Source organism: Thalassobacterium sedimentorum (assembly GCF_031127905.1).
Taxonomy (GTDB): Bacteria; Verrucomicrobiota; Verrucomicrobiia; order Opitutales; family Coraliomargaritaceae; genus Thalassobacterium; species Thalassobacterium sedimentorum.
The window spans coordinates 1-7,678 of sequence record NZ_JARXIC010000061.1 but is presented as its reverse complement, the minus strand read 5'-3'; the positions used below and the strand labels follow the sequence as shown (position 1 = coordinate 7,678).

Genomic DNA, 7,678 nt, shown 5'->3' with positions numbered 1-7,678 from the left:
CCTTTGAGTGCTTCCAGACGGTTTCCTGGCGGCACCGATAAATCCGCGAGGTCTCTGGCTCGGTTCATTTGAATGAGCTTCCGCAGGGCAACGCGACCGATCGCAGCAAACCTACGATTCTTCTCCGTCTGGAAAAGCGCTTGTGTGTCGGCGTCTGCGAAAGATTGAATCATATCGAACCCTAAATATTAGCGAACGGTGTAAACGAAAAACTTATCGATTGAATGAGTCAATCCATGGTTTGAGAGGCAGTGTGTCGCGTCTGAGTTTAACCTCTCACAGAGCAAAAAATGGGGTTATATTTGCAATCACAGTGATTGGATGCAGCCGGAAAGGGCCATGTGAGCCTGCAAAATAGGAAAGGTGCGTATTACGTTTTCTTGTTAGTTACCTTCTTTGTGGCTTTTTTCGCGGGGGCCTCTTCGTAGAAGGAGATCGATGGAAGTGTCAGCATGCCATTAGGACTGCGAGCGGTGATGTAGGACACCATTTCGCGGGCGGCGCCGTAGAGCATCGAGGCGCCAGTGATACGAATGAGGCGATCGGAGTCGCCTCTGTAATCTTCGTGGACTTTATAAAACCCTAGGAGTTTGATGTGTCCGGTGTAGGGTGGGGCGGCTTCGCCTTCGACGGCTTGTAAGGTGACATCTAGCATGACCGTCCAGCGGTTTGGATCTTCTGCGCTTTGCTCGACTTCGCGGTCGACTGCAATGTTCCCAGAACCAAAGGCATCGCCTGCTTTCGAAGCTTTGATGGCAACTTCGAGCGTATCCTGCGAGATGAGCTGCAGGGGGGAGGGTTTAAGCTGCGTCTTCGGCATCGTGTTTCGCGGGTTGCTTTTGTTTCAGCTGAGGAGAGATGGCATGCTGCATCGGTTTCGGAGCAAACTCGACTTTGATGCAATTTACGCCAGTCGATTGCACTTTTTGTGCAGAAACCCAATGGCCTTGATAGCCTTGAGGCACGAAGGTTTGTGCGAGGTCTGCGCCGACGGCATGACCTGCACGCACTAGGGTGTCGATGGTGAGGTTGCTGGTGCCATTGAGCATCGCAGTGATGCGCGAAGGTCCGACGCCCATGCGCTGGGCGAGTTCGGAGCGGTTGATGCCTTCACGTTTCATGAACTGTAAGAGTTCTTCAACAATCTCCAGCTTGCGCAGTTCGACCTGCGCTTCGGCGCTTGCGAGTGATTTCGAGAAGGATTTAGCCAGCGGGCTTTTCTTTTTTACAATTTTAATATTCATTCTTCTTCCTCCAGTGCTTCGAGTGTGAAGTGGGCATCAAGTGATGCCTTTGCCGCGAGGTATTGTTGTCGCAGCGATTTTGCGTGAGTGATGTCGGCTTGTTGCTCTTTTTTCGTGTTTCTTGAGCCACCGTTGGTGCAGAGGATCAGTTGGCGTTCGCCGTCGATCTCATCGTAAAACGCATAGAGGCGCAGTCCTGGGCGCTTGAATTCATACATGCCATTGCCAACGCTCTTGAAGTTTTGACTGTTTTCATAAGTAGGGAAATTGGAAACGAATGCGATACGGGCGGTCATTTGAGCCCATTTCCGACTATCATCTTTGTTTAGTTTTTGTAGGAATTTTTCAGCTAGATCTTTACCATTGATGCCCAAAGTGACCACCTGACGACACTCACCAACGTGGATCGTCTTTAATACTATGTCAATTGCTGGTTTCACTTATATGTGAAGTTCGGGCTCTAGAGCCATTTTGTTTAGGCAGGAAGCGCCGATGTCGCGCGTCTGTTCATTTAACGATTTAGTTGGTAGATCCATGGTTTGAGGCCAGCTTGCCGCGCCTGTAGATAACGGTCGAGTGTTTTTCATAAAGCTTCCCCTTGGAACTGGAAGGGGGAACTTGAAACGGAAAACAGGTCATGTTATTACCTGTGAAGTGCGTCATTGACTCAGTTCTTGACTTCCTGCGCCAATGACGTAGTTTGCTCGAATGCTGTTCATCGAAATACCGATCTTTACGAAGCAAGCCAGCGGTGGGCTGGGAACATCGAACGCTTAACGTTCAATTTTGAATAACTAGCCCACGAGTTTGCAGAAGCTGACGATTATGGATACTGAACTATTTAACGAACTGAAAGATTCGATCCGCCAGATGAAGGCGATTGAAGCGGGTGAGCTTGCGCCTACAAAAGTGCGTATTGTGAATCCTGAGAACGAAGTGGCTTCTGCTCGTATCCAGTTAGGCTTAACTCAGGAGGCCTTTGCTAAGTTACTTGATACACCCGTCGGGACTGTGCGTGGTTGGGAGCAGGGGCGTCGTCAACCTCCGCCAAGTGCGAAGGTTCTGATGCGCGTCGCGACCAAGTATCCTGAGCAAGTATTGGAATGCGCGGAAGCTGCTGCTGAGTATAATCAAAAGTAGTGAGTCGGGGGCTCAATATGCAGTGCATCGCATCACCTTTGTGGGCTGATCTCGATTACATCGGTTTAGTTAAAATAAGAGCTGGCAAAACTTATAGATGATTAAGGTGATCAACACGAAAAGGAAGGTTTCTATGATCACATATTCTGCAAATGCTTGATGTTCTTCCATCTTCTTGAAGCGTGCTAAACCTTTCACGGCCACGATGAAGGTGGCTGCAACTGCGGCGCCTTCCCATAGGAAAAATAACAGTAATAAGCGCTCCAAATTGCCGATGATACGTCCGTTTTCTGTCGCTGGCGCATTATTCTCGGCTTCTACTTTCTCAATCAATTTGTAATGCCTGAAAAACCTACGAATAAAAAAGTTACTTTCTTTGAGGCATAATAGCAGGGCCAATACAAATGCGTATATTTCGGGCGTAAAATTGATCGGCCCGTGTGGCGCATGGGGAGTATTCCAGCGACAATGAAGCTGCATGTGATGACTCCTAGTCCAATGAACATGCTGATGCTGCGTGCTGGCGAACTCGAACTTTTTAACTTTCGTTCATGATGGTATGAGCTGACTGATTTGAGCTTCTAAAGATTCGATGAACTTTACCCAATCTCTCAAACGAGCCTCACGTATGTTTTTATTGATCGCACGTTCTGTAATCTCAAGTTGATATTCGCCTTGTCGTGCACTCATTGATTCAAGTTCTCGGAGGAGGATTTGTAAGCGATTCGCATTCCAGGATTCAGTGCTGGTCCACAGTAAATCCAGGGCAGGGGACAGCAATTGATTCAATGCTGCAGGTAGGCCAGCGATGCTTAAATGATTGTCACTGTTTTTGAGCTGTTCAATCTTCTTACGCGCCAAATGAAAGGCTGGGCCATCCATGCCAATCGCTTGATTTGGATTAATCGGTGTCGTGATCTCGCCGATTGCGATTGAAAAGCGACAACGAACCGGATAAATGAAAGCACGTATTTGTAGAATGTCATACAGTAGGCCCCGTGCGTTGCCATAGAGCGCCTGAAACTCATCCCCGAGTGTTAAGGTGTAGGGCGACTCCAAGCTGCCTGCGCCCACTTTCGCTAAGTCCGCTGCCAGATCCTTCTGAAATGCATAGCGGTCTTTGATTTGTTTCGAATCAATCAGATCAGCAATGACCGCAATGCAGGTTTTCGTTTTCTTCGGCATATTATATATTAGAACCGTATTGGTTCTTTATATCAATTTGGAACTTATTTGGTTCTTTAATTGTTTTTGGACCCGATATGATTCCTCGTTTTTTGCGTGGAAGTATGTCGTAAGAGAGCGATTGCTTACCTGAGAGGCTAAAAACGGGTCAAAGTTTAAACGCATGCTTTTCATCGAAATGCCGATTTTGAGGAAGCAAGCCAACGGTGGTGGGGGCATCGAACATCCAATGATGAATGTCAGAGAGTTGCGATCGTTGTGGTAGATCTGGCTCGGTGTTTAGTGTCATCTAAGCCCGTAGTTTTTTAGAGGCCGGCGTGCCACGTAAGTGAAGTTAATTTGAAGGAAGCTAAGTTGTCATTTCGACAAATCGCGCCAACCAGTGCAAGTCTCACGCGAGTAGCTTATGGAAATGCAACTCAGCCCTAGCAAATAAAAAGCTCGGCGTGATTACAATATGCTGCCAGAGAGTCAGCTTTTTCTAAGATATGCAGTCCTTAAATCCATCCACGCACAGCTTGGTGCGACTCATTGCTTTACATGTCCTCTTTATTGCGGCCAGTAATTACCTGGTGCAGTTCCCGATACAAATTTTTGGCTTTCATACCACTTGGGGTGCATTCAGTTTTCCATTAATTTTTCTGACAACTGACTTAACTGTGCGCATCTGTGGGGCTGGATTGGCGCGGAAGGTGATCTTTATCGCAATGTTTCCAGCCTTATTGCTTTCATACCTCATTTCTGTGCTGTTCCTGAACGGGGCGTATCAGGGGGCGGGGCAGTTACTTGTATGGAATGCTTTTGTGGCGCGCATCGCCGTGGCGAGTTTTGCGGCCTATGCGATCGGACAACTGTGCGATGTCTTGGTTTTTAATCGACTTCGGCAGCGTCGGCAGTGGTGGTTGGCTCCGGCGGCCTCGAGTGTCTTTGGGAATGCGGTCGATACCGTTGCATTTTTTGCGATCGCATTCTATGCGTCCAGTGATGCGTTTATGGCTGCTAACTGGAAGGAAATTGCAGCCGTCGATTACGCCTTTAAATTACTCATCAATATTCTACTGTTTCTTCCCGCATACAAGGTGGTGTTGCGTGGTTTGCAACAGCGCTTGGAGCCGTCGGCTTAAACGCGTCGCCTGTGATGCGGATGAGCCACACGGAGTTTCCTGTCCTGGCCGATAAAGATGAAAGTTGCGGTTCTACTGATCCGTGTCGAAGGTGCACGAACGATTGCGTCAAAAGAGTCGCCGCGGCTCAAGCCGTCTAGCCAGAGGCTTTTTTTCAAATAGCGCGAAATAGATGTAGTAAGTTAGAGCTCTATGTTTAATAAATTAATTTAAATCAGTTGAATTAAACTGATTTGTAGTTTTCTTTTGAACATTCTGCATTTTTGAGGAGATGCTTTTCGATTCAGTTTATTTGAAATGAATTATACATATCTTAGTCTCTTTATTGCATTGCTCCTTAGTAAATATGATTTAATCATTTTAATTAAAATGAAAAATGATGGTTTTGGAAAAATGGTGTCCGCAGCGCGCAAAGCGCAAGGATTGACACAGTTGGAATTGCAGGATTTGTGCGGCGTGAGCGCATCTGTGATCTATAAGATTGAATGTGGGCGTGAGGATCTGAGCTTGAGTAATTTAGTCTCAGTTCTGGATGCCTTAGGAATCCAATTGTGCGCTAAGAGTCCCTTGGGGGGAGAGGTGCAGTTGAATGGATAGTCTGCGCTTATTTGTGGGGCAAGTGCTTGCGGGGGAGCTGCGGCGTGATGTTGAGGGTATCCGTTTTTGCTATTCCGACGGCTATGTGGGGCCTCCGGTATTTTTGAATTGGCCGGTAAACGGGGCGATGTATCATTGGTCAGCTCTGCCAGCTGAATTGAGCTGCTTGCTGCCAGAGGGCTTGCAGCAGGCGCAATGGCGAGCTTCAAAAGCGGCCGATACGAGTGATTGGGGGCTGCTGGCTGCAGTTGGAGCGGACCTGCCGGGGCTGATTTCGGCGTTACCAAGTCGCTCTAAGTCCTTGCCCTTGGGGCGTGAGGCTGAGGGAGCGAAATCGTTGAGTCGGGCGCGGATACGGCCACAGCTGAATGCCTTGCCGTATGTTGAAAGTGAGCTTGTTGAGTTTAACTCAACTGTGGGCTTTGCGTATTCGCTGGCGAGTCGTGGAGCGAATGCAAGTGCGGTGTATTCGCGCAAGAAAGCTTCTTTTGAATTGGTCTCGACTAATGGCAGTTATCGATTGACTTTGGAGCCTCCAGAGTCTGCCGAACAAGTTGAAAATCAGCTACTGACTGCACTTTTGGCACAGGATGCGGGACTGCCGGTGGTTACTATGGGGCGGGTGCAGACGATGGATGGTCGGGCAGTTCTTTGGGCAGAACGCTTCGACCGCTCGGGTGCGTCTAATTGCCAGCGTATACGGGTGGAATCTGCCTGTCAGTTGCTGGGCCAGCCAACGATGGCTAAATACGAAGGTTCGGTGGAGGTGCTTGCTGAATTGATTCGCCAATACTGCACGAGCCCTAAAATTCAGCTAATGCGTTTGTTTCATCGAGTGCTGTTTGGCTGGCTGGCCGGCGATAGCGGCTTGCACTTAAAAAAATGGGCATTCGTGCAAAATGCTAGGCTCATCGAATTGTCGCCTGCCTATGGGATGATGAATTACGCGATATTTGGGCAGGATTGCGTTGAGAGCGCTTTGTCAATTAATGGACGGCACGAGGGCTTGGATCGAGGTAGCTTACTCGATTATTTTGCGAAGGAAGTTTGCGGGTTAAATACGCGTATTATTGACCGTGTATTGAATCAACTCGATGCAGTGTGCTGGGAGCAGCGAATTTTGAGCAGTGGCCTCTCGAAAGCGAGTCAACAGACCTATTTTGAGCGACTGAGTGAGCGTTGGCGACGACTGCAGGGTAGATAGCAAAAAAAAATCTTTGGTGTAGATCCAAGCTTTGTCGGGATTCTCACCATTCCAGCGTCGCTGGAGCGTCCGGAATGGTGCAGCATAGGAGAGTCGATCCTTCAGCTGATTACCAATGCTTTGCGTAATCCGGTTGCGGTTTGGTTGCAGGGAATCCTGTCGCGGGGGACTGAGATTTTCTGCGAACTGGATGGCTTCGGGTATGGGCTAAAAGTTCTATCGTGGTAGAATTTTTGAGTATCAAACAATAACTAAAGTGAGCCTTGAGATTTCGCACGAAGTCGTCATTCTAAGGATTATGGAATACATTGATCGAATCACCATTGAATCTGGCAAGTGCGGAGGGCGACCTTGCGTGCGTGGTATGCGTATTGGTGTGGTCGATGTTTTGGATCTTCTGACAAATGGCCTCAGCTTCGATGAGGTTTTGAAAGAACTTCCGGACTTGGAGCTCGATGACATTAAAGCCTGCGTTACCTACGCTCGGAACAGGATGGATCACGCAGTCATTGCCGTATGACAATTTGGGTTGATGCGCATATCTCTCCGGGGGTTGCCGCCTAGATTAATGAAATACAACCAACCAACGACTCCGAGAAATCTTCGGTGGGCACCTTCAAAATGCCATGCAACAACTCTCCGATGTGGAATCAGTGATCGAGATTGAATAAGACCAGTTCGACCCATGGTTGTCGTTTGGTTGCAACTCGGGCCAGCCACGGCGTAGCCAAAAGGGCGAAGCCGGGGTGCAGATGGTTGCGAAATAAAACGGACCGACAAAAGCTTATTGCCAGAGATGTCGCTTGGCAAAGGCTCGTCCCGAACCGGACTTAAGATATGCTTCGAACGCTTTTGCCTGTTGTATCGTCTCGAAGGCATGATAGCCAACTAACTTCCAAGGCTTGTATTTGGCAGTGTGTGGTGACTGACCTACATTGTGGGCTTTTATGCGTGTTTGTAGATCTGTTGTGTAGCCGATGTAGCGTTACTTCAGATCCTTGATACTCTGAATCAGGTAAATTACATTACGTCGTAGTCGCGCAGCGCGGAGGTGACAGCCTTCACTTTCGGGCATGCCAAGCCGTAGTTTTGAGCGCACGATAGCCGTGTTGTCGAGTCCGCCTACGCGCCTTCGGCGACTCCGGCGTGACAGCCTTCACTTTCGGGCATGCCAAGCCGTAGTC

Annotated in this window: 11 protein-coding genes; 5 read left to right on the top strand and 6 right to left on the bottom strand. The window is 48.6% G+C overall.

The window, feature by feature from the left end; translation table 11 throughout:
- Positions 1–370: 370 nt before the first annotated feature.
- From QEH59_RS17820 to QEH59_RS17810, 3 genes are read right to left on the bottom strand one after another with little or no spacing between them, the layout of a single operon-like run.
- A complete protein-coding gene (locus QEH59_RS17820; RefSeq protein ID WP_308986741.1) occupies positions 371–820 on the bottom strand; it encodes a hypothetical protein in 450 nt (149 codons plus the stop codon).
- A complete protein-coding gene (locus QEH59_RS17815) occupies positions 801–1,244 on the bottom strand; it encodes a helix-turn-helix transcriptional regulator (protein WP_308986740.1) in 444 nt (147 codons plus the stop codon). Before QEH59_RS17815 ends, QEH59_RS17820 begins: the two co-directional genes overlap by 20 nt.
- Positions 1,241–1,684: a hypothetical protein gene (locus QEH59_RS17810; protein WP_308986739.1), complete on the bottom strand. Its 444-nt coding sequence runs from the start codon at positions 1,682–1,684 to the stop codon at positions 1,241–1,243. Before QEH59_RS17810 ends, QEH59_RS17815 begins: the two co-directional genes overlap by 4 nt.
- 385 nt (positions 1,685–2,069) lie before the next feature.
- On the opposite strand from QEH59_RS17810, the gene QEH59_RS17805 reads away from it, so the two are divergent.
- Positions 2,070–2,384: a helix-turn-helix domain-containing protein gene (locus QEH59_RS17805; protein ID WP_308986738.1), complete on the top strand. Its 315-nt coding sequence runs from the start codon at positions 2,070–2,072 to the stop codon at positions 2,382–2,384.
- Between the two features lie 69 nt (positions 2,385–2,453).
- Here QEH59_RS17805 and QEH59_RS17800 read toward each other — a convergent pair whose 3' ends face one another.
- Both QEH59_RS17800 and QEH59_RS17795 read right to left on the bottom strand, forming a co-directional pair.
- Positions 2,454–2,864: a hypothetical protein gene (locus QEH59_RS17800; protein ID WP_308986737.1), complete on the bottom strand. Its 411-nt coding sequence runs from the start codon at positions 2,862–2,864 to the stop codon at positions 2,454–2,456.
- A 69-nt stretch (positions 2,865–2,933) separates the two neighbouring features.
- Positions 2,934–3,569, bottom strand: coding sequence for a SatD family protein (locus QEH59_RS17795; RefSeq protein ID WP_308986736.1), 636 nt, complete (start codon positions 3,567–3,569; stop codon positions 2,934–2,936).
- A 488-nt stretch (positions 3,570–4,057) separates the two neighbouring features.
- On the opposite strand from QEH59_RS17795, the gene QEH59_RS17790 reads away from it, so the two are divergent.
- The 4 genes from QEH59_RS17790 to QEH59_RS17775 all read left to right on the top strand — a co-directional run bounded on the left by QEH59_RS17790 (position 4,058) and on the right by QEH59_RS17775 (position 7,014).
- Complete coding sequence (locus QEH59_RS17790) at positions 4,058–4,693, top strand: 7-cyano-7-deazaguanine/7-aminomethyl-7-deazaguanine transporter (RefSeq protein ID WP_308986735.1); 636 nt, start codon at positions 4,058–4,060, stop codon at positions 4,691–4,693.
- 369 nt (positions 4,694–5,062) lie between these two features.
- Positions 5,063–5,290, top strand: coding sequence for a helix-turn-helix domain-containing protein (locus QEH59_RS17785; protein WP_308986734.1), 228 nt, complete (start codon positions 5,063–5,065; stop codon positions 5,288–5,290).
- Entirely contained in the window at positions 5,283–6,494 is a 1,212-nt protein-coding gene (locus QEH59_RS17780) for a type II toxin-antitoxin system HipA family toxin (protein WP_308986733.1), read from the top strand. Before QEH59_RS17785 ends, QEH59_RS17780 begins: the two co-directional genes overlap by 8 nt.
- A 295-nt stretch (positions 6,495–6,789) precedes the next feature.
- Positions 6,790–7,014, top strand: coding sequence for a DUF433 domain-containing protein (locus tag QEH59_RS17775; RefSeq protein WP_345785361.1), 225 nt, complete (start codon positions 6,790–6,792; stop codon positions 7,012–7,014).
- A gap of 264 nt (positions 7,015–7,278) precedes the next feature.
- Here QEH59_RS17775 and QEH59_RS18905 read toward each other — a convergent pair whose 3' ends face one another.
- Entirely contained in the window at positions 7,279–7,473 is a 195-nt protein-coding gene (locus QEH59_RS18905) for a GIY-YIG nuclease family protein (RefSeq protein WP_345785360.1), read from the bottom strand.
- Between the last annotated feature and the right edge of the window lie 205 nt (positions 7,474–7,678).